General features: G+C 52.8%; 15 protein-coding genes and 1 pseudogene. 5 read left to right on the top strand and 11 right to left on the bottom strand.

What is annotated here, in order from left to right; all coding sequences use genetic code 11:
• Nucleotides 1–240: 240 nt before the first annotated feature.
• Nucleotides 241–2,673 carry a HEAT repeat domain-containing protein gene (locus tag Q1Q75_RS14975; RefSeq protein ID WP_300672251.1) on the bottom strand — a complete coding sequence of 811 codons (2,433 nt, stop codon included), beginning with the start codon at nucleotides 2,671–2,673 and terminating at the stop codon, nucleotides 241–243.
• A gap of 1,406 nt (nucleotides 2,674–4,079) precedes the next feature.
• Between Q1Q75_RS14975 and Q1Q75_RS22640 the strand changes: the two are divergent.
• Together Q1Q75_RS22640 and Q1Q75_RS14970 are read left to right on the top strand one after the other, a co-directional pair.
• Nucleotides 4,080–4,208, top strand: a pseudogene (locus Q1Q75_RS22640) (zinc ribbon domain-containing protein); the annotation flags it as partial.
• Between the two features lie 144 nt (nucleotides 4,209–4,352).
• Nucleotides 4,353–5,030, top strand: coding sequence for an SUMF1/EgtB/PvdO family nonheme iron enzyme (locus Q1Q75_RS14970; protein ID WP_300672250.1), 678 nt, complete (start codon nucleotides 4,353–4,355; stop codon nucleotides 5,028–5,030).
• A 364-nt stretch (nucleotides 5,031–5,394) separates the two neighbouring features.
• Here the strand turns inward: Q1Q75_RS14970 and Q1Q75_RS14965 are convergent, their stop codons facing one another.
• Nucleotides 5,395–7,710: a choice-of-anchor D domain-containing protein gene (locus Q1Q75_RS14965; RefSeq protein WP_300672249.1), complete on the bottom strand. Its 2,316-nt coding sequence runs from the start codon at nucleotides 7,708–7,710 to the stop codon at nucleotides 5,395–5,397.
• A 407-nt stretch (nucleotides 7,711–8,117) separates the two neighbouring features.
• Here Q1Q75_RS14965 and Q1Q75_RS14960 point away from each other — a divergent pair, with 407 nt between their 5' ends.
• Nucleotides 8,118–8,555: a GNAT family acetyltransferase gene (locus Q1Q75_RS14960; RefSeq protein ID WP_300672248.1), complete on the top strand. Its 438-nt coding sequence runs from the start codon at nucleotides 8,118–8,120 to the stop codon at nucleotides 8,553–8,555.
• A gap of 271 nt (nucleotides 8,556–8,826) precedes the next feature.
• Here Q1Q75_RS14960 and Q1Q75_RS14955 read toward each other — a convergent pair whose 3' ends face one another.
• From Q1Q75_RS14955 to Q1Q75_RS14930, 6 genes are all read right to left on the bottom strand, one after another.
• Nucleotides 8,827–9,657, bottom strand: a complete 831-nt coding sequence (locus Q1Q75_RS14955) for an ATP-binding cassette domain-containing protein (RefSeq protein ID WP_300672246.1) — start codon at nucleotides 9,655–9,657, stop codon at nucleotides 8,827–8,829.
• Nucleotides 9,629–10,525, bottom strand: coding sequence for an ABC transporter ATP-binding protein (locus tag Q1Q75_RS14950; protein ID WP_300672244.1), 897 nt, complete (start codon nucleotides 10,523–10,525; stop codon nucleotides 9,629–9,631). Before Q1Q75_RS14950 ends, Q1Q75_RS14955 begins: the two co-directional genes overlap by 29 nt.
• Nucleotide 10,526: 1 nt before the next feature.
• Nucleotides 10,527–11,363 (bottom strand): nickel ABC transporter permease subunit NikC, encoded by an 837-nt coding sequence (gene nikC / locus Q1Q75_RS14945; protein WP_300672242.1) that lies wholly within the window; start codon nucleotides 11,361–11,363, stop codon nucleotides 10,527–10,529.
• The gene (gene nikB / locus Q1Q75_RS14940) at nucleotides 11,360–12,304 is read right to left on the bottom strand and encodes a nickel ABC transporter permease subunit NikB (RefSeq protein ID WP_300672240.1); all 945 of its coding nucleotides are present in this window, start codon (nucleotides 12,302–12,304) and stop codon (nucleotides 11,360–11,362) included. The genes nikC and nikB overlap by 4 nt, the downstream gene beginning before the upstream one ends.
• 9 nt (nucleotides 12,305–12,313) lie before the next feature.
• Nucleotides 12,314–13,909 (bottom strand): nickel ABC transporter substrate-binding protein, encoded by a 1,596-nt coding sequence (gene nikA, locus Q1Q75_RS14935; RefSeq protein ID WP_300672238.1) that lies wholly within the window; start codon nucleotides 13,907–13,909, stop codon nucleotides 12,314–12,316.
• 563 nt (nucleotides 13,910–14,472) lie between these two features.
• On the bottom strand, nucleotides 14,473–15,282 hold the full coding sequence (locus Q1Q75_RS14930; protein ID WP_300672236.1) for an MYG1 family protein: 810 nt from the start codon (nucleotides 15,280–15,282) through the stop codon (nucleotides 14,473–14,475).
• 451 nt (nucleotides 15,283–15,733) lie between these two features.
• Here Q1Q75_RS14930 and Q1Q75_RS14925 point away from each other — a divergent pair, with 451 nt between their 5' ends.
• A complete protein-coding gene (locus tag Q1Q75_RS14925; protein WP_300672234.1) occupies nucleotides 15,734–17,188 on the top strand; it encodes a hypothetical protein in 1,455 nt (484 codons plus the stop codon).
• A 239-nt stretch (nucleotides 17,189–17,427) separates the two neighbouring features.
• On the opposite strand, the gene Q1Q75_RS14920 is transcribed toward Q1Q75_RS14925, so the two are convergent.
• A complete protein-coding gene (locus Q1Q75_RS14920) occupies nucleotides 17,428–18,150 on the bottom strand; it encodes a transglutaminase family protein (RefSeq protein WP_300672232.1) in 723 nt (240 codons plus the stop codon).
• 565 nt (nucleotides 18,151–18,715) lie between these two features.
• Here Q1Q75_RS14920 and Q1Q75_RS14915 point away from each other — a divergent pair.
• Complete coding sequence (locus Q1Q75_RS14915) at nucleotides 18,716–19,603, top strand: hypothetical protein (protein WP_300672230.1); 888 nt, start codon at nucleotides 18,716–18,718, stop codon at nucleotides 19,601–19,603.
• 59 nt (nucleotides 19,604–19,662) lie between these two features.
• On the opposite strand, the gene Q1Q75_RS14910 is transcribed toward Q1Q75_RS14915, so the two are convergent.
• Both Q1Q75_RS14910 and Q1Q75_RS14905 read right to left on the bottom strand, forming a co-directional pair.
• Nucleotides 19,663–20,514 (bottom strand): hypothetical protein, encoded by an 852-nt coding sequence (locus Q1Q75_RS14910; protein WP_300672228.1) that lies wholly within the window; start codon nucleotides 20,512–20,514, stop codon nucleotides 19,663–19,665.
• A 207-nt stretch (nucleotides 20,515–20,721) separates the two neighbouring features.
• Nucleotides 20,722–21,339 (bottom strand): FmdE family protein, encoded by a 618-nt coding sequence (locus Q1Q75_RS14905; RefSeq protein WP_300672226.1) that lies wholly within the window; start codon nucleotides 21,337–21,339, stop codon nucleotides 20,722–20,724.
• Between the last annotated feature and the right edge of the window lie 181 nt (nucleotides 21,340–21,520).

The following is a 21,520-nucleotide window of genomic DNA, read 5'->3' as shown; positions in this document are numbered from 1 at the left end:
GTACACTATCCCGATTATTTCCCGAAGGGTGAGAACATCGAGTAGAAAACGTGAATTACATTTTGTATTTTACAAATATCCAAATTTTTCAAAGGAACAGCCTGTAATAATCCTTATTGCTGCAGAAAAATCGTTTTCTCATGAAATATCCGGGCTATATGCATTCACGTATCATCCGGCACCCCGCCGGGAGCCATCTTGCAAAGCAAGGGATCATTTGAAACGACGCAGTCTCCCGCATTATGGAACCATGATGTCGGGGGTCGCTTCGTTCACTCTGTCCTGGAGTAACTCCCCAGCTTTCAGAAGCGCCAGGGCCTTGTCCTTCCCTGTTTTTACCTCCGGGTCCTTTTCACTGGCGGCGGCCACGGTTAAAATCTTTTGCACGTCCACGTGGGACCATGGAATATCAACGACAGCGATCCCTCTGCGGGCCATGACTTTGATCTGATGTGTATCCTCCTGATACTGGGGAAATTGTCCAAGATTGATGACGGTTTCCATTCCGGTATCAATGAAGGTGACGAAATCTCCCGTTTTCGTCTTCAGGAGTACCTGGTAGCCACACACATACCCCTCCAGGGGGGCCCATGTGACAAGACCGATTCCCCTGTTTTTGGCTTCGTAGAGTGAAAGAGACTTGAACGCATTTAAGCTGACGGTACCGGATGATTTTTCGAGTACTTTGAGTAGCTCCCGGTAACATATCCCGGAATGTGGCCCGGATGGAAAAGATCCCAATGCCTCGGATACTGCCGCCTTAACCGGTGTCGCATGCGCATGGTTGAGGAGGTCTATCAGCTTGGGAACCACTGTTTCCGTATCTTTGCTGATAAGTCCCAGGGAAATTGCCGCTCCTCCCCGTATGGCGGTATTATGATGCTCATCCAGTAATTCCATAAGAACCGGAATGGCCCCTTCGGCGGAAGGACCTATTTTACCGAGAGCTCTGATTGATTCCTCAATCACATAGTGATATTCGGGGTACCAGTTGGACTTGTTTTTGATCGCCTTAATCAGTGCAGGTACCGCGGCTGTTGCCTCAGGTCCCATCGCCCCCAATTCTCTGGCTGCTTTCCGTCCAATGCTTACATAGGGATGTTCAAGATCATGCATCAGGAGAAACATTTTTCTCTCTTTTTCATAATAAGCCAGTGATGCAGCCTCTACCTCGGGGGCTTCCAACGCTTCAGTCGGTTTTTTCTTTTTTGTTTTTTCAGGTGTCGCGCCTGAAGCGATCAATCCAGAGTTTATTTTTTTTATCGCCTCTGCAGCCGCATTTCTTACCTCATAGGATGGAATATCTCGCTGTCCTACCAGGACCGTGACGCTTTTTCCTAGGATCCAGTGAACATGTTTCAGCGCATTTTCACATGATTGCTTAAAGGTTTTGAGAAGCAACCCATTCCACATACGATCCGGCATATCCTCCTGACTTTTTAATTTCTGTTCCACCTCTTCTATGGCTGTCTCAAGGGGCGCAACGGTGACAGCAAAAGCACCGGCAATCGTTCCAAGGGTGGTTGCGGAATGGATTCTAACCTCATAATCGACATCCTGCATTGAGCGACAAAGGGCTGAGACAGCCACCTCCATGTCAAAGGCAAGTGTTTCAATTGGAGTCTCAGAACGCTGATTTTTAAGTAAGCTGACATGATCCGGTATGGGCCTGAGATGTTCTAAGCACATCCGTTCAATGGTATGAGCGGCGCCCCTCCTTTTTCGGGTTGAGAAGCCGTCCAGCTCATCTATTTCCCTGCGCAACTCAGGGGAGAGAGAAGAGTGATAGTACGGGTTGAGAGGTATCCCGACACCGCCGGCATCTATCTCAGAATCAGGGTGTGACTCTTCTGTCTGGATCGGGTTTTCAGCCAGGGAAACCATCTCTTCTGTTTTTTTCTCATCGGCAATGCCTTGTGCGATCAGCGGGGAACTCTTTCCGGAAAAAATGGCAAGCGCCCGTTCTATTTTTGTTATCTGGGTAAGAAGAACACCGCTGGCCTTTTCGGCTGAGGTGATGAGTTTCTGATGGTCAGTGTCTTTGTCCCCACCTGGCGTCGCTTTTATCTGTTCCAGGGGCTGAACCGCAGGGGATAGTTTTTTGGCAATCTGCTTGAGAGAGCGGGCAGAAGCGGCACGAACCTTTGGGTTCGTATCCTGAAGTGAACGGCACAAGACATCTGTTGTCTCTGCCATATGAGTTCCGCATTCGCCAATTTTATTCACGGCTGCCACTCGTTCGGAATGGCTGCTGCTTTCAATGACATGTAAAAGCGATGATATATAGCGATTCGTTACGGGGCCGACTTTGCCCAGTTTCTTGGCCGCGCGTTTTCGTTCTCCAGGCTCAAAGCGGTCGAGTTGCTGGAAAAGCGCCGACCTCTCTGTTTGTGATACCCCGAATTCACCGGGAACAAGAAGCGAGGCGTTGCTTCCACCCGTGCAACCCGATGTCATATAAAGCATGGCAGTGAAAATAATGAAAAGAAGAGGCAAGGAACTCGAAGGTACGAAGCGGCTCCATTTCATGGGCTGTCGTACGGGGCAACACCTGCCGAGCCATGCCGAGGTTGACCATGAATGGGTCGAGTTACCACCTGCCCCATGCAACCCGTTGTGACATCTTGTTTTTCTCTCGAGCTTTAGATTGGGTCTGCGATCTGAGATATTCATACTCTAACCACCTCAATATGAATGGATGATTTCAAAAATCCGGGTACATGACATAACGGTCATAATCACCATTATTTCTGCCTGTCGGTTATTTTACTTGTAAATGACTGAGGGATTGTGTGTGGAACGTTGTGCATATGGCGAAAACAGGTTTTATCTCAGGAGGTAGCTGTGCCTGGGCCAGGCAATATCCCAACACATGGAGTTCGGAAGAGAGGCTAACCGCCGTGCTGGAGACGGCTGCACTGAATGAAACCGAACCATTGGAGTCTTGCCGTAAGAAAGGCCTTTATTCAGAGTAGATTGCAGAGTGGAAGGTTATCTGTTTAAAAGCCTGCCAAATCTTAAGTCGCAACGGGACCCCATCAGGTGTCGTGGTGGGCATCACCTATCTGGCGACTTCGGTCAGAGGGCAACACATGTATCTTCACAGATCTGAAATCTTACGAAATTGGGTTGTAATTATCAACAAGTTTATGTGTTCTATCCCTTGTGGGAATGATGCATTGTTCTTGAAATTATTAGAAAAGGGTCTATGGACAGGGATCAGGGGGACCAGGGGACAGACGCCATGCGCTTGTCTTTTTGCATTATGCGTCCGCTTATAGTTTGTGCCGATGGTTTGGCTATCAAGCAAAGGGCAGTTTAACCACGAACCACACGAAAAACACGAACAGGGGAGCATTCAGCCGCCCCCAAAGAGATTTTATTTTCTGATTACCACCCATTCTCAGCCACCATCAAGGACATTGATGTTTCCAACAGGGTGGTTTGTTAAAAGCGTTCTTCGTGCTTGGTTCTTGGTTCTTCGTTCGAGGAGTCGCTGCGCTCCATCAATTATAAAAAAGCCATGAGTGGGTGGCTGACGTCGTAAGCCTTCATGGACTCCATAGCTCTGACAGCCGCAGTGGGTCTATAGCCCTACTATTTCAACATGTTGCAAGTGGGGTATATTCCCTGGGTAGGGCTGTGAATAGAAGGTAATCAAATTTTATTTTATGCCAATGGTTCTTTTTTTCGTGTCTTTCGTGCTTTTCGTGGTTCAAAAAATATTTAAAGTTTTTGGTAACTATTCAGCTTATGCCTCCGACGGTCCTGCCGGTGGTTAAGCGTTTGCCTGATTTTATAAAGACGGGTTTAACAAACAGGTTTTAAAATTATTCTTGATTAAATTTCCTTTCAAAGGCGAATGTGATTTGATCCGGGGAATCCGCCTACGCAAAAGCCTCCGGCGTGACAAGTCCGCCTGCGTCTGTGGCGGACCATTTAACCGGTATCGGTAGGCAATGCCGTGACAAGGGGGCAACGCATTAGCAACCTGCTTTCAAGGTGGCTCACCTTGCCGCCGGAGGCATTGCTTTTTGAGCAAACTGTACAAAAATATATATAATAAATACTGGAATAATATGGATATTTGTAAATTTTGTGGCGAACACTTGAAAGCACATTGGACCATTTGCCCGGGGTGTGAAGTGAACCTCAGCGGGTTTGTCTGCTCAGGGTGCGGGATTGAAATAAAGTCAAACTGGCGATTGTGTCCTGAATGTCATACGAGAATTCTGTGTTCCGAATGTCTTTGCCGGCTTCCGGAACATAAGAATGGGTGTCACCTGGGAAATAATCCGTCACCTGCGGACAGGACTGAGCCTTTACATGAACTTAGGGAATCTGTAGCTGGCATGGAATTTATTTTTATTCCAGGTGGAACGTTTTTGATGGGTGATGCAACCGGTGATGGTGTAGACAACGAAGCTCCGGTTCATGAGGTCGAACTTGATGGGTTTTACCTTGGAAAAACTCTCGTCACTCAGGGCGACTGGGAAGCCGTGATGGGTGACAATCCGTCGTGCTTTAAATCGGGTTCCAATCACCCCGTTGAGCAGATTTCATTTGGTGATATTTGTATGTTTATTGAGGCTCTTGAAGAAAAAAATAAAGGGGCTTTTACCTTTTGTCTTCCCAGCGAAGCGGAGTGGGAATATGCGGCACGAAGCGGCGGAAACGAGGATATCTATTCCGGAAGCAGTGAGCCGGATTCGGTGGCCTGGTATGGCGAAAACAACAGTGGTCGAACCCAGGCGGTCTGTACTAAAAAACCCAATGGTTTTGGGCTCTTTGATATGAGTGGGAATGTCTGGGAATGGTGCCGGGATACATATAGCGAGGATGCCTATAAACGTCATGACAGGAAAAATCCGGTAACAGAGGGAGACTCTCCTGATCTGGTTGCGCGCGGTGGCAGCTATAACTTGGATGCCTGGAGTGTTCGCTGCACGCGTCGATTCCCTTTTGCAAAGGATTCTTCCGGCAGTGGGCTGGGATTCAGGCTTGTGGTAGAACGGGTTGCTGGCTCTTAGCCCGGATATTTCATGTAATCGTCTTCCCCGGCTCTCCGGGGAGTCGTTGCATACGGCCTGACCGCAACCTGAAACACCCTGCAACGCAGGAACAACCGGATGACCGGGGATCCATGCTCGGGTGACGTCACCATAAAAAGACGCAACGCATACGCTTTCTCACAATCACCATGGATCCCCGCCTGCGCGGGGAAGATGAAAAGCGTAGGGTGCTGTCAGACCGGGGTCATAAAGAAAAAATGGATAGCTGAATAGTTACAGAACTTGTTTGTTAAACTTTTCGAAAGTTTAGCCCCCGGCAGGGCCGCCGGAGGCTTTTTTTTTGCCTTTATTTTTTGTACCCTGCCTGAAAAGACGCCAGCCATTAAAGGCTATTAATGAAGCATCCTCCTGAACCCTGGTTTTTCGAAGCCGGTGCCCCGATATCAACGACAATTCCGTTTGCGCTCAGGTCATCATCCCCTCTCTGGCCGTCTACAAAATGAAGGGTGATGACGGTTTGGGTTTTCGTATGCTCAATCTTGGCACCGGTTGTTCCATTGTATTCGAATTTATACCAGTGGGCCGAGGTGATTCCAGGTTCCGGACCGTACTTGTAGTAGGTGTCTAACGTGGGGTCCAAGGGCAGATAGAGCGTGACGGTGTGGGCCGATCCCGCCGTTAACCCAACAATTGAAAATTCATAAAAGCTGGAGGGGAAGGTGACATTTGGCTCATCGTCTTCCGAAGGATTTTCCTGGGCCGATACTCCGGATAAATTCGTGCCGGTGGTGGATACCAGGGTCACATACTCGGATTCTGTGTTGAGAAATGTTGCGACATGATCCTCGACTGAATCAAGGGTTCCATTGTTATTTCCGTCGCCCTGGTTCGGACCGGCATCTTCAACGGTATTGCTGATGCCGTCGATGTCGGTGTCTACATTAAAGGTTGCGGTCACCGTGCGGTTCAGATCCGTTGTGATCATCTGGTATGAGTTTGTTCCGGTGATCCCTTCACCGGACCAGCCGTCAAAGGCAGACCCGGTTGCCGGGGACGTCGTTAAGGCGACGGAGGTGTCGATATCGAAGAAGTGATCGCAATCGGTTCCGCAGTCGATGCCGGCAGGTGAGGATGAGACGGTCCCCGTACCCGTTCCGCTTTTTTTAACCGTCAATGAATAGGTTGGAACGGTGGGCACGCTGGCTGTCAGGGTGATTCTGAATGGGTTTTCATCGGAATCATTGCTGGTGATGCTTATATTGGCGGTCTTGTCACCCAGGGTCGTGGGGCGGAATCGTACGCTAAAGGTCGTGCTGCTTAAAGGGGGCACGGGGGATGTCGGTTGTGTCAGCACCGAAAACTGATCGGCATCGGTTCCAGTGAGGGTAATGATGGGGGTTTCCTCAAATGAAAGATTTGTGTCCCCTGGGTTTTCTATGGTGAAGGTGGCCTCCGATTGCGCTGACCCAAAATCCACCCGGCTGCCTTCGGGAAGATAGTGGGCACCCTTTTTCAGGTTGAACTCGGGCCCGGAAAGAGTGCCCACGAAAACCATGACCCGGTTGTTGTTGTCGTCACACACAAACAGCGTGTTGGTGCTGCTGTCTATGGTAAGCCCGCCCCCATGGGAATCCATGTTCAGTCGGTTTTGGGCAAGTCCGGTCCCGGACGAGGTGAAGTCCGGCTGGCCAAGAACCCCATCGGCATCCGCTCCGTTTGCTTTGGAGAGGACATCGTTGAAAATAATGACCCGGTCCGCGTCGAATCCATCGGCAACCATGAGTTGTCCGGTCCCTCCGATGGCCATTTTGCCGGCCGCGTGCAGGGTGTTTTGGGTGATGGTTCCGGCATTGGTCGTGAAGTCAGCTTGTCCCAGCACGCCGTCAGCCTCTGCCCCATTGGCTTTGGAGGCGGCATGGTCAAAACGTAAAATACGCCCGTTGCTTCGATCTCCGACAAACAGAGTGGTCCCGTACACCCGCACGCCAATAGGGCGGCTCAGGGTCGACTGATCCGTGGCTGCTGTGTTGGTGGTGAAGTCCGGCTGCCCCAGCACACCGTCAGCCCCTGCGCCATTGGCTTTTGACGCGGCATGGTCAAATCGCAGGACGCGGTTGTTATCCGCTTCCGAGACATAGAGTGTTCCATTTATATCGATGTCGATACCCATGGGGCTGTTCATCGTTTTTTGCGTGAGGCCGCCTGCGTTTGATGTGAAGTCAGGCTGGCCCAACACCCCGTCCGCATCGGGCTGGTTGCTGCTGATCAGGTGAGCGTTGTTGAACCACACCACGCGATGGTCACCCGAGGAAACCCAGAGGCGTCCACTTGAATCCACGGTAATCCCAAAAGGATTTAAAAATGTATTTTTTCGTGGCTCCGTGGGTGGAATTCCAGATACAAAATCGGGCTGGCCGAAAACACATTCTGCTGCGGGTTGATTGGCTGTGATGGGGTAAGCGAATCGAAGCACGCGATGATTGTCTTTATCGGCGACATAAAGCTTCTTGTGGACCAGATCGAGCGCTATATCTCTTACATTATTAAAGGTGGTGGATGTTGTGCCCTCCGAATTGCTGACAAAATCCGGCTGCCCGAGCACATACGTTGCTTCCTGGCCATTGGTAAAGGCATGGGCAGATACGGTTATCGTTAGACCAAGCAGAAGAACCATTGCTTTGATTGAGTGGTGTCTCATGACAAAATACTCCATATTTATTTTGTTGTGTCAGGGCTCGGACAAAAATAAACGAAATGTTCGATAAAACAATGACTATGGCTGAATGTTTCAGTACAGGCATCTTTCCAAAATAAGTATTTTTTCATCTGTTTCTGTTTGCTTTTGGCTTGTAAGGGGTGGTAAAAAGCTGATTTATTAAATTGAATGAATTTGAAAAGTTATTGATGAAACGGTTGTTGAAATAAGTGGCTCGCCGTGCGGAGAGACGAATGACTTATTTTGGTGCTTTGTGGTATGAGCCAATATTTAAAGGGCTTATGGCTTGATTGAATTTAACTTAGCACATATTTCTCAATATAAATTAATTATATCGAATCCTTTTATCAGTCAATTGCAAATTCGTGAAAATTAAGGAAAAGCGGTCTATGGATATTCGCTCTTATCATTCTTCAGACAGTGAGGCGGTGATTCGGTTGTGGGGTTTGTGCGGGCTGGCCGTGCCGCAAAACAACCCGGAAAAGGACATCGAACGAAAATTGAAGGTCAATCCGGAGTGGTTTCTGGTGGGAGAAGAGGGAGGGCGAATCGTCTCGACGTGCATGGTGGGCTATGAGGGGCACCGGGGGTGGATCAACTACCTTGCCGTCCACCCGGAGCTTCAGGGCTCAGGGTTGGGCGCGGTGATGATGAGACGTGCAGAGGATCTGATGCGTCAGGTCGGTTGTTCCAAGATCAACCTTCAGATTCGATCCACCCATGAAGCGGTGATCCAGTTTTATAAAGGGGTGGGGTATACCCAGGATCCGGTGGTGAGCATGGGCAAGCGGCTTGTTTCAGATGTTCCGGATCAGGATGCAGATTGATTCAGGACTCGCAAAAAAATCTTACCTGAATCTCTGGAGAGAGCCCTTGGTCTTGAAAGAGTCTTCCCGGATAAATCAGACCCGTAAATTCAGCTGAAATCTGATCCGGGGAACCCGTCTGTGCAAAAGCCTCCGGCGTGTCAAGGGATGGAAGCGATAGGGCAACACGCTTTCAAGGTGGCACACCTTGCCGCCGGAGGCACGTTTTTGCCCCGAACTTTAACCATAGAAGGCGTTTCTGGCGTCGTGAGCAGATTCCGGCGCGTCTCCATTAATTGGCATCGACGCGTCTGGTTATATCCTGGGGATCCGGTATCGCCATGGGTAGGGGCGGGAGGACGGAATGGATCAACTCCAAAAAGGCTGCATGGGTGAACGCGTTTAAATGGTCCATGCTGTCTGCCTGTTCCACCAGCTGTCCTTCATGCATCACCAGCAGCCGGTCCGCTATTTTCAGCAGCACCCGGATATCGTGGGAGATGAAGAGATAGGTGGTGCCCAGCTCGTTTTTCAGCTGAGCCAGCAGATCTAAAATTTTTAATTGGACCAGCATGTCCAGGCTGCTGACCGCCTCATCCAGGATGATCAGCTTGGGGTTCAGGGCAATGGCCCGGGCAATGCACACCCGTTGCAGCTCTCCTCCGCTGAACTGGTGGGGATATTTGCACAGGTCGGAGGCGGACAACCCCACACGCTCCAGGAGGTCGTTTACCCGGGTTTTGGTCTGGGCAGCGGACAGGGATTCAAAATTTTCAAGGGGCTCGGCCACAATCTGTTGGGCTGTAAACCTCGGGTTCACCGAGCCCAGGGGATTCTGGAAGACCACCTGCACATTGCGGCGAAAATCTTTATAGTGTTTCGGGCTTAAAGAGCGAACCGCCTGGCCATGATACAAGACTTCCCCGGCATTGGGGGGCTCTAAGTTCAGTGCGATTCTTCCCAGTGTGCTCTTGCCCGACCCGCTCCGACCGAGAAGCCCGACGCAGGTGCCCATCTGCAGGGCAAGGTCCACACCTTTCAACACCTCCCTTTTTTCTTGGGTTCCCCAGAAGCCCCCACGTCGATAGGATTTGTCAATTTTCTTCAGTTCCAACACATTCATGCGTTTCTCCTTGCCGGATGGCTTGGGCGGCGTTTTTGGGGGCGGCTGGGCCCAGCAGCTGCTGCAGGCGGTCATCGTACATGCTTAAATGGGCGGTGATGAGGGCTCGGGTATACGGGTGTTGGCCGGCATGGAAGAGTGTGGCCAGGGGGCCGGATTCCACCACGCGGCCCTCTTTCATCACCGTCAGGTCATCAGCCAGCCTTGCCACCACACTTAGATCATGGGTGACCAGTAAGATGGCCATGCCGTGTCTGTCCCGCATCTGTGCCAGCAGGTCCAGGATTCTGGCCTGGGACACCACATCCAGGTCTGTGGTGGGTTCGTCTGCGATGAGAAGGGAGACGTTCATCATGACGGCCATGGCGATCATGATTCTCTGAAGCATGCCCCCGCTCATCTGAAACGGATAGAGATCCAGAATCTCATCGGGGTGTTCAAATCCCACGTCCAGGAGCGCATGGCGGGAGACGTCAAGCCGTCTCGCCGGGTTCTTCTCTCCGTGGGACGTGAGGGTTTCATAAAAATGGTGGCGAATCTTAAACACGGAATCAAAACAACTCATGGGATTCTGCAGGATGATCGCGGCTGTTTTGCCCCGGAAGTCTGTTTTCTCCGAAGGGGTCATGTCCGTCAGTTGCCTGCCGTTGACCCGGATCTCTCCGCCGGAGGGTTGAATATTTTCTGGCAGCAACCCCATGATGGCAAGGCAGGTGAGTGATTTTCCGCACCCGCTTTCCCCAATCAGACCCATCACCCGGTTGGGTCGAAGGGAAAAACTGAGGTTGCTCACCAGGGGGATGACGGATTGATTCCGGCAGAGCGCCAGGGAGAGGTCGTGAACAGAGAGGATTTCATTGGATGGCATCTCAGAGGTCTCCTTCCACAAGGGTTGGATCCAGGCTGTCCCGAATCATATCCCCCGGAATATTAAATGCCAGGACCCCGATAAAAATCATGAGCCCCGGGTAGAGAATCAACTCCGGCTGGGTCCAGATATACTGGCGGGCATCGCTGATCATGACGCCCCACTCCGGGGTGGGGGCCTGAATGCCCAGGCCCAGAAAAGAGAGCCCGGAAACATGCAGCATCATGTGGCCGATATCCAGGGTCGCCAGAACGATAATCTGGGCCAATACAGGGGGCGTCAGGTGCCGGAAAATGATTTTCCATGCCGGGGTCCCGCAGACCTTTGACGCCAGGATATAGTCCCTGTTTTTCAGGCTGAGGACCAGCCCGCGGATGATTCTGGCGTACCAGGCCCAGTGGGTCAGGAAAATAGCCAGAATCACGTTGATCATGCCCATCCCCAGGACGCCGATGAGAAACATGGCCAGGATAAAGGTGGGGAAGGTTAAAAATATTTCACAGACCCGCATCAGGAAGGAGTCCAGCGCACCTCCCCGGTAGCCGGCGATGCTGCCGACGAAGAGGCTGAACACAAGCACCAGGGTGACAATGACAAAGACAGAGCCCAGGGAGGTGCGGGCTCCCCAGATCAATCGAGACAGCGTATCCCGGCCCAGGTGATCGGTGCCCAGCAGGTGCGAGGAGGAAGAGGGCATCAGCCGGAGCTCCAGGTTGACCTCGTTGGGGTTGTGGGGGGCGACCCATGGGGCGAAAAGAGCCATGCCGAGGAGCATCATGATCGTTGGGATGGCAAACCAGAGCAGCTTTTTTTTTGCCATATTTTGAATGAATGTCATTGTTCAGCTCCTGTTCCATAACGAATACGTGGATCAAGCCAGGCATAGAGGATGTCCACCGCCAGATTGCAAAGAACGAATAAGAGGGTCATCATCAGGATGAAACACTGCATCACCGGGAAGTCCCGGTTGTAGATGGCCGAAACGGCATACCTCCCCACGCCGGGCCAGGCAAAAATAATTTCAACCACCACCGCACCACCCAGCATCTCTCCGATATGCATCCCCATGGCGGTGACCACCGGGATCATGGAATTTTTAAGCACATGATATCCGGTGATCCATTTTTCTTTGACCCCCCGGCTTCGGGCGTAGAGGACCGATCGGGTGTTCATTTGCTCCAGCATACTGGAGCGGATCAACCGCATGTTGATGCAAAGGGACATAAAGGCCAGGGTGAACGCCGGCATAATGACATGCCGGGGGCCGCCCATGCCCATGGGCGGGAGCCACTTCAGCTTCACGGCAAACACATAGACCAGAAGAAACCCCAGCCAGAAACTTGGGGTGGAGACACCGGCAAAGGCGATCGCCCGAGTCAGGTGATCGGGCCAGCGGTCCTTTTTCAGGGCGGACAGAATGCCGAGGGGAAAGCTGAGAACCAGGACGATGCCCAGGGAGACCGTGCCTAAGTAGAGGGTGTTGGGCAGGTAAAAGAGCAGTCGGTCGGATACCGGCGCTCCGGTCACATAGGAGCGCCCGAAATCAAGATGAAGAACCTTCCAGGCCCAGTCCGAATACTGAACCACCAGAGGCCGGTTCAAGCCGAGTTCTTCCCGGGCCAGGGCCAGGGCTTCATCGGTTGCCGGAATCTGGGAGAGCCGCAGGTAGGACATGGCCGGATCATTTTCACCGAGCCGAAGGATGACGAAAATGAGCACGGAGATCACGAACAGCAGCGGGATTAAAAGCAGAAGCCGTCGGGCTATAAACTTGATCATTGCCACTCCTTAATATGAACGCTGCTTTTGAACGATGGTTTCGAAGGGGATTTCATACTTGGTCGCCCCGTAGGCCATCTCTGAAACATCGGCCCGGTGAACCATCAGGCCCGTTGTATAGCTGATGGGCAGGTAAACAGCCTGGGCGTGCAGGGTGCCGAGAATCTCTCTGTAAAGGGCCTGGCGTTTGAATTCATCCCGGCTTACCAGCACCTCGCCGATGGCCTCATCGATCTGCTTTTTCATGGGCAGTCCGGACTGGGCCTGGTAGTCCGCATGGGAGGGGGCACGCCAGGAGCTCATAAAAGAGTGGGGGTCATAGGGAGGTCCCCATGAATCATTAAAAATCAGATCAAACTCACCCTGATGCTGACGTTTATAATATGAGTCGGTCTCTTCTCCTTTTAACACCACCCGGATCCCGATTTTTTGCAAATCGGCCTGGAAGACTTCGGAGATTGATTTCATCACCGCATTGTTTCCGATAAAGCAGAGATCCATCGTCAGCTCTTTTCCGTCTCGGGTTCTCACCGACGCTTTGTCCGTCGTTTTCCAGCCGGCAAGGTCCAGCAATTTTTTAGCCTTAGACAGGCTGTATTCATAGGGCGGCAAATTCAGGTCGCAGTATGGTGTGTTCGAGGCGTAAAGGGTATCGGCCTTGATCTCTGTGTTTAAAAAGACCCCTCGTATCAGCGCCTCTTTGTTTACCGCATGTTGAATGGCTTTTCGGACCGCCAGCTCCCTTGTGGGGCCACGTCCGGAGTTCAGGACGATACAGCGCGACGCCAGGGGCTGGGACATGCGGGTGGTGTAGGCGGGGTTGTTGCGGAATCGATTAAAGGTGTCCAGGCTTATTTGTCCGTCCCCGTAGATCAGATCAATCTCACCGGTTTCAAAGGCCATGGCCCGCGTGTTGGGGTCGGGAAGCACCTTGACGATAATTTTGGCCAGATCGGGACGGGGCCCCCAGTAACGGTCATTTCTTTCGAAGGTATCATCTTGCCCGAGCCGGGTCTGGGTCAGGACCCAGGGGCCGGTTCCGATGGCTGCCTTGATCCCTTCTTTGGTGTTTCCGCTCTCGGGGAAAGCAGACGGGCTCAGGTATCGGAACGGGCGAATCAGCGCAAGGTCCTGTAAAAAAGGGTAGTAGGACTCTTTAAGAACCACTTTGACCGTGTGCTCATCCAGGACCACCGTCTCTTGAATCTGACGGGCGAGTTCGAGCCAGTTATGTGATTTTGCGTTTGCAATCAGGGTGTCGTGATTTTTTTTAACCGCCTCTGCGTCAAAGGGCGTGCCGTCAGAGAACTGGACGCCTTTTCGCAGGTGGAAGGTATACTCTCGCCTGTCGGGTGTTGTTTCCCAGGATTCCGCCAGGCAGGGGAGGATTTTTCCGCCCATGCCATAACGCACCAGGGGCTCGTAGACCATGGCCTGGGCAAACATCTGGTTGGGAGAATAGGCGTGGGGGTTTAACGGTCCGACATTGGAGGACCAGGAGTAGACAAGGGTCCCTGATTCAGCAAAAGCCTGAGGACTCAGGGTGAAGAGGCTGATGGCAAGGCAGAGGCATAAAACAGATAATGGGTGTCGATACAGCTTCATAGGATGCTCCTGAAAATCTGGAGAGAAGCTGGACAAAAAAACCATGATGCTTCTCCCTCCTTGTTTCAATAGAGGTTACGCCTTCATGGCCGGTTTAGATAAAATGTATTTTTTCTACTCGTTTTCCTTTAAGTCTTCTGACTTTTAATTGCCTGTATGTCTACAGCGTTTTATATCGGATGTCAAATATTTACATGAAAATATAGTCATGATTAAAGACAAGTGATTGGGGTGAGGGTTATCGAGGGGACGTCTTTTTTGGGGAAGGGGGAAAGCCAGCCAGGCTGGGAACGGAGGGCTTCAAGGCAGGGCTGCCGGTTTTTCCATATTGTGAGGGCTTCATTCCACGGCTCTTTCACCCCCACTGCCGCGAAACGTATCGTGGCAGTGGGGTGGGTCTCGCCGCTCTCTGGCCTATCCCGGATATTTCATGAGAAAACAATCAGGGCTAAGGAATAATTCGTAATTACAGCTTTTTGCAGTGATATTTTCAGCCGTTTCAAAAATGCAAAATGTAATCCACGGTATTCTGTTTGATTTTCTCGCCCTTCCGGCGAGCCGGGCTATGGTGCTTCCGGCAGGGCGATCCGGACCAGCTCCAGGACCTCTTCCACGGGAATGCGTCGGCGGGTTTTGGCGACAAAGCCTGTTTTGTGGGTGAACCGGATGTCCGGGCGTCCTTCGAGTTTGGCGAAGTTGATTTCAGGGGCGTTGTCGAAGCGCATCAGTTTCCAGCCCTGACCTCTGCTGTCCCAGGTCACGCAGGCTGCGGCGGGTTTTTCCTGCCTGAAATTGAACTCCTGGGCACCTTCGGCTTCATCGCTTTCGGAGATGAGGATGGTGTAACCGTTGAGTTCGACACGTCGGGCTTTTTCCCAGCGATCGAGCTGTTCGGTGAGTTTGCGGCCGCTTTCTATGGCCTTCTGTCCGAATTGACGCATGATGGTGGGCAGGGCGTTGGGGGCTGTGGCGAACATATCAAGCATCCAGCCCTCCATGGGGCTGTAAGTGGTGCGAAGTGATGTGGTGCCAATCTCCGCGCCCACCTTCGCGGGGCCAAAGCGGTCAATGCGGTCTTTAAAGTTCCACCAGGGCAGGGCGGAAAGGGATTCTTCATAGCCAAGGGCCTGGGCCACCAGTACGAAGCTCGCGGAGAGCTCAATGTCCTGGTGATGGTCGAAGTTGCGTTTTTTTGGATTATGTTCCCCGCCGATATCCAGGACCCAGATGGAGGGGTCGTCCACTTCTTCAGGGGTGGGTTCCCTTCTTTCAATGGTAAAATCGGTGTTGGGGTGTGTTGCCAGGAGGAGGCAAATGGCGAAGAATTCATCAAAATGTGAAGAACCCGGGTGGGTGATAATCAACTCGGTCAAAACGGACTCCCTTTTTACGTATCGGTCACTTCGGCGGTTTGGGATGGGGTTTGGATGTGTACGTGTGAAGGGGTCTGGCGCGGTATGACTCGGCGTCGGTACGGCCCGCTTCGCTGACGGTTCATTTTCAAACCACCAAAGAATGTTATGAATCTAAGGCATTTTCAGCCGGGTACATTTCTAATGTAAAAGTTAAAATGATAAAGGTTACCAGCAATTCAAAATAAAGGCAATAGAAGAATTCTCTTCGGGGTGACGCATTCTGGGGTCATTTTGTAAAAATAGTGCGTCTGTGCCTGTGGTTGGTTTGACAAACCCTCGACCGATGGGATATTAAAATAAATTTGTCTTTGTGCCTGGCCCATGCGCCGGGGGGTGGCCGTCGCCCAGACGTTTGATGGTCAAGGCGGGGACGTACGTCAGGCCAAACCTGAAAAAGGTGAAATATATAATGATAAAAAGAATCATGGTGAACGTTCTGGCCTTTTGTTTTGTGGCCGGTTCTTCTGTTGCATACGCCGATCTTTCTGGAACCTGTGAAAGTGGGGATTGTGAAGGAGGGCATGGTGTTTATCGCTATGCGGATGGGGGCAGCTACGAGGGCGCCTTCAATGGCGGTGCTGTCTCGGGGAGCGGTGTCCGTGTGTTTGCCGACGGCACTCGGTATGTGGGGCAGCTGAAGCAGGGCACTCCCGAGGGCGTGGGGGAGATGATTTATCCTGACGGCACCCGGTACATGGGGGGCTTTGACGCCGGGGTGCAGACCGGGCAGGGGACCGTGGTCTACGGAGACGGACGACGGTTCACCGGGTCCTTTTCAAAGGGCCGTCCCAGTGGCCATGGGACTCTTTTCTTCAAGGACGGCAAGCGCCTGACTGGACATTTTAAGGCAGGCGTGCCCGAAGGGCAGGCGGTGCTTCTTTTTAAAGAGGGGGCTGTCTATTCCGGCCGATTCAGCAAGGGGCACATGGAGGGTGAGGGGACTCTCACGTATACCGACGGACATGTTTATATCGGTTCCTTTAAAGACGATACGATGGACGGGTACGGTATTTTGACGGCGCCAGATGGCAGCACCCTGAAAGGGCTGTTTGTGGCAGGTCGCCTTGCCGGGGATGGGGAGATCGCCTTTCCTGGGGGCACGCTGTACAAAGGAAGCATCGTTGATGAAAAGATGCAGGGCAAAGGGGTGCTCATAGAGCCCGACGGCACGCTTTATGATGGGGTGTTTGAGAACAATCGATTTCATGGAAAGGGGACCGTGACCTACCCGGACGGTGCTTCTTTTACCGGCCCCTTCATCGAAGATAAGATTGCTGGAAAAGGCGACTGGGTCTTTGCAGACGGTGCTCAGTTCTTTGGCTACATGAAGGATGGCCGGGTCATGGAGGGCAAGGGCATTTATATCGCCCCGGACGGGACCCGCTACGAAGGTCGATTTCATGAGAACCTTTTTGAAGGGAAAGGCGTGCTCACCGATTCGGATGGTGTGCAGTTTAAGGGGTCGTTTCACGAAGGCTTGCTTCGGGGCGTGGTCGATGTTTTATATCCCGACGGAGCACGCTATTCTGGAGCCGTGGGTGATCTGAAGCCCCAAGGGGTCGGTACCCTGACTCAGCCCGATGGCGGTCGTTATTCAGGGGGCTTTGAAAACGGGCTTTTCCATGGAGAGGGGACGCAGCGTCTGGCAGACGGAACCGAGCTCCAGGGGCGTTGGGTGGCCGGTCGTCCTGATGGGATGATGATTTCACGTAACCCGGACGGGACCACAGCGTCCGTGATATATGAGGACGGGCTCCCGGCGGTGTCTGTCGGGCAGGGCTCAGGGGCAGTGCTCGGAGCCTCTCACGATACCAATACAATCACACCAGGGGGAAATGCCGATGAAAATGGCATCGACGGATGAGCAGGTCCTTCGTGCAGCGAAGGAGATTGTTGTGAAATTTATTGAAATGGGACGCGTCTCTCCCACCAGTTTTGATGAATCGTTCAAACAGATTTACAGCACCATTGAGACGGCGGTTAAAAAAGAGATGCCGCCATCCGAGACTGCTTAGCCACGTGTCACAGGTGATAAAAAATGCCCTGTCGGAACCCTCCGGCAGGGCGTTTTTGTGTCGGTCACCCTTTGTTTATCAAGGGGCTTTATTTTTGGTTTTCTGTATGGGACAAGGTTTCCAGTTCGGCTTCTCTGGAAAAATCACCGATTTTTCCGTCCCCGCCCAGGCTGTCCAGGTTTTTGAAAAGTGTGGGATAAGCGGCCAGGGATGCGTTGATGATCTCCTCCATGGGGACATCATCGTAGGGGCCACGATCCAGGACGTACTCCATATGCTTTCGGCCCTGGGTGTCAAAGGGGTGAAAGAGGCAGTCGTTTTCTCCGTCGAATTCCAGGGGGTGGACCCCGAATTTTTCGCAGAGGGTGGCGTTGAATGTGGGGGTGACCTTAATCCAGTGAGCGTTCAGGAAGATTTCTGAGTAGCCGTGGTAGACAAAGAGGTCGGTTCCCATAAGCTCCCGCAGGCGTCGGGTGCTGAGATGGTTTTTAACGTCGGCGAATCCGAGACGTGCCGGAATCCCGGCGGCTCGGGCGACAGCTGTAAACACGAGGGCTTTGGCCACGCAATACCCCCGGCCTTTTTTCAGGACGGAGCTGGCTCGCATGCCATTTGGACCCAGGTCGTAATAATACGGATCATAGAGGATGTCATCGCGTACGGCGTTAAAAATGGCCATGGCCTTCTCTTTGTCGGATGAGAGCCCGCAGGTGATGTGGTTGACGTAGCTGACGACGGGTTCTGAATCGGAGTCAATGTATGGCGTGGGATTCAGGTAGCGGGTACGTTCTTCGTCTGAAAGTTTCATCATGGTCACCATGTATCCAGTCTTTCTGTGGGTGAAGTCCCATGGGTAGACATCAGCACGGTCCCCTTAATATTGTAAAATCGGGCGTGTCTCCGTGGTTTGGAGCCGTTCGGGTGTCGTCATGGGCCGGGTGAATAGCAGGGTCTGCATTTTATCGTGGTGATTCATATGGGTGTGGTAAGCGCCCATCGTCTTGTAAGTATTTCACAATCTGTCCGGCCGGGGGTATGGCAATTTTTATGCGGGAGATATTCTGAAAGGGAATAAACATGCTTTGGTGTGGTTATATTCGCTATTAATCGGGTGCCTTGAGGGCCTGTCTGCCCCGGATTCGTAGGATGCTTTGGTTTGGGCTCGGGTTTGCCTGGTATGCCCGGTGTTGCTCCCTGAGGAATCTGTCAGGCGTTATGGTACCTGTGAAAGGATGCGCGATTAGGGGCTGTGTGATTGAAAACCCTGTCGTTAAAGTTTTGTCTGGGATGGGCGATAGTAAAGGAAATGAGGTTGATAGCCTGCGGGCAAACCCGAAGGGTGAGAAAATCGAACGGGAAACGGTGAGGGAATGGGTATGAAAAACAGGTTAACGTATTGGGTGTGGCCGGGGATGGTGGTCCTTTTGGCTTTTTTTTTGGTGGCCTGTGAAAAAGAACGTCCTGAACGTGCGCTTATTGTGGGGCCGTGGAAGGAAACCATCGCCAGTTTTCATACCATCATTTCCTTCCGCTCCAATGGGTCGTTCGGCATTCTTCGTCTTGCGGAGGGGCAGCTCTCCAAGATTGACGAGACCGCGGAAAGGGTAAAGGTCGAAGGCAAATGGAAGCTTGTTCCGCCCGAAATGGAAGGGGATCCCTTGCTTCTCATCATGATGCCGGAGGTGGTGGAGGGAGAAACCCCCTGGGTGGCGGCGGTTCCGGTGACCTATATCATCGAACGCGTGAGTCAAAACCACTTGCTGATGCGCTCTTCCGAGGGGGGGCGTATTGCCTGGGATCGGTTGAGGGGCACCAAAGCTCCGGAAGAAACGGGCGGTATTCCCATGGCCCATGTGGGTGTCGGGCCTCTGGTGGTAGGGCTCAACAAGGTTCGCCTCAATGAAGAGAGCCGTTATCTCTGTGTTCAGTTGGACCTCGTCATCAGCGATGTCGAAGCGGTGAACTGCGTCGAGGCCAATCGTCTCCCCACCGGCGAACCCTCCGGCAGCTACCGGATTCATCCAAGCCTTCAGGAGGCGATTGTGCTTCATCTGAGTCGTCTCAGGTATCGGGATGTGCGCAGTTTGAATCTTTTGAATTCGGTGACGACAGACCTCAAGCGTATTCTCGAGGCCTATCTGGTGGGGCACCTCCAGGAGGTGAAGGTCGTCCGCGTTGTGGTGACAACAACCCGGAGTGGTGTGGAAAATTTTGTCAATGAGTTTGCCCAGGAGCCCATGGATTTGCCTGAGGCCGGTTCCTGAGACGCCGTCGGCCCGCCCCCTCGGTGGCGGGCCAACCAGCGCGGGGTTTGCGCCTGCGTCTACAAGCCTGTCATGGTGTTGCCGATATCCTGCATGATCAGGTACAGGGCATCGTCCAGGTGTTCAGCCATGCGGTCTATCGGGGCCGGTTTCTCCTCCTTTTTTTCGTCCTCCTTCCATTCGGACAAGACCTCCAATACTTCGTGCTCCCAAAACAGAAAACTTTTCCAGTGGAGTCGCTCTTCATAGAAGCGGATCCTGTCTACTGTGCTCTGCAGCAGGGGGTTCAGGGTGCCCGGATAGGCGCTGCACATTTCGTCTACAATGGTTTGCCCTGTCCGGGTGTCCACGCAGACGATCTGGAGGTTGGGTCCGCCATGGATGGCGCTTCTCATGGGGGTGCAGGTGATCTTGAGTTGATCGGTCCTCCAGGCCAGGGCATCGGCCACGGCCTGATGTGCATAGGCGAGATAGGTGTGGGCGGCCTCGGCAAAGGCTGGGGAGGGGAGAAGTCTGAGGATGGAGAGGTGGATCACTGCCATGGGGGTAAACAGGGGCAGTCGGGCACAACGCTTCTCGGCTGTGGCCTCCGGGAGAAAGAAGAGGGCGCGGTGTGCCTCAATCACGTGACAGGCCTCTTGGAGCCTGACTGAGAGCTCTTCGCTGTCAAGGGCTCTGCTGTCTCTCAGCAGGTCTCGAATGGCAGCCAGAGGTCCCTCGAGTTCGGACCGTTGTCGCAGGATATGTCGTTTTTCAACAAGATCGCTCATGGGTGGGCTGAGTCTCTGGCGGAGGCTGAGGAATGCATCGTCAAAGAGAACCTCAAGGAGGAGGGGAAGCATGGCTGGGGCGGCCTCGGATTCTAATGCGGCGGCCCGGGATAGTTTTGTCAGTAGGGGGACAGGGGTCATGGGTGGTCCCTTGGTTGGGGGGGGTGAGAGGACTCGGTTGGGTGGGGGAAAAGGCGATCGATTGGGATTGGTGTGTTTAGATTCTTTATTTTAATATGGATGTCAGGGGGTCGGCAAGGGAAAATTGGCGCAGCCCCCCAAATGGGGTGGCAGCGCCAGGGTGTCGGATTTCTGAAGGCTTTTTGGGGGCTGGTCCGACCCCTTTTTTTATTCCACCGAGGCGCAGGGCTGGCATAAGAGGCTGTCGTCCCTGGTGACCATTTTTGTCTTCATGGTGAGTTCACCGCAGGCCGCGCAGGCGACCGAAGGGGCCAACTCGGCGAAGGCGGGTTCGGGGATGGCGGCGTCGGTGATGGCAAACACTTCGTCGACGGGTTTGGTGAGCAGATCCAGGGTTTTCAGGATTTTCTGCTGTTTTTGTTCGGCCACTGTGGCGGTCCCCAGGGTTACCTTTTTTTCCAGGTCGTCAAAGAGTTCCGGGGTTTCACCGCTGTACACGTAGGTGTTTTTTCGAGAAAATCGAAATCCCTTGCCGGCTTTGCGCGAGTAGACGGTGTAGACGTTTTTGCCGATGTTTTGGATGGTGAGGTTGCCCTTGCCGGCGGTGGTTCCCAGGAGCACCTGCAGGGCATCCACGGAGCAGGCATCATTTTCGCTGATGGCCACCAGCTCTTCGTCGTCGCTTCGGATTTCCTTGAGGCGGCGAAGCGATTCCATGGCCACGAGGTAGCCGTAGACGAGGCCGGGGCAGAGGTGACCGTGGAAGTCGATACAGGGATTTAATGACGCGGGAAGGGGAAGGTGGGCGTAGTGGGTGTGGTTCATAGGACCTCGCTGCATAGTTAAGGTGAATGGCGCACGCGGCTGCTGGGTTGCGGTGATGGTTCTCAACTGGCACTATAATAGAGGCGGGTGGGATATGTCAAAGCAGGCAGTTCCGAATGCCTTACAGGCCGCCACAACAGGGTGATTTCACCTGATGGCGCTGGAAATTGGGTTGACAGGG

The organism is Desulfoluna sp. (assembly GCF_030145185.1).
In the GTDB taxonomy this organism is placed as follows: Bacteria; Desulfobacterota; Desulfobacteria; order Desulfobacterales; family Desulfolunaceae; genus Desulfoluna.
This window is presented reverse-complemented; position numbering and strand designations above follow the sequence as displayed.